Genomic DNA, 379 nt, shown 5'->3' with positions numbered 1-379 from the left:
GTCGAAGGCGACACGGCCGAGCACGGCGACCGCCGCACCGACCGCTATCCAGCCCAGCACCGGATAGGAACGCCAGCGTGTCGCCAGCGCCGGCACGACGGCGGCGGCGCCGAGCAGCACCGTCGTCCAGCCGGAGCCGAAGGCCATGTGCAGCATCAGCAACCCGGCGACGCCGGCGCCCGCGAGCGCGAAGGAGACAGCCGGGCCGCCGCCGCGAGGTGGCTCTTCGCTGCGCGCGATCCACTCGCCGCCGGCGGCAAAGACCAGCCCCAGAAGCAGCCCCGGCAGCGCATAGCCGAGGTCGCGGTCGATATCGCCGAAGGTGAGCCAGAGCGCCGTGAGCACGACCAGCGGCGCAATGACGCCCCATGCCGCCCAT

General features: G+C 73.4%; 1 protein-coding gene. It reads right to left on the bottom strand.

Annotated elements, in window-relative coordinates; genetic code table 11:
* A partial coding sequence (locus EN869_RS33755) for a DUF2339 domain-containing protein (RefSeq protein WP_348640383.1) occupies nucleotides 1-379 on the bottom strand: 379 nt, incomplete at both ends.

The sequence above is a fragment of the Mesorhizobium sp. M2D.F.Ca.ET.226.01.1.1 genome (assembly GCF_004022705.2).
In the GTDB taxonomy this organism is placed as follows: domain Bacteria; phylum Pseudomonadota; class Alphaproteobacteria; order Rhizobiales; family Rhizobiaceae; genus Mesorhizobium.
The sequence above is the reverse complement of the archived record's forward strand: the minus strand, read 5'-3'. Positions and strand labels throughout refer to the sequence as shown.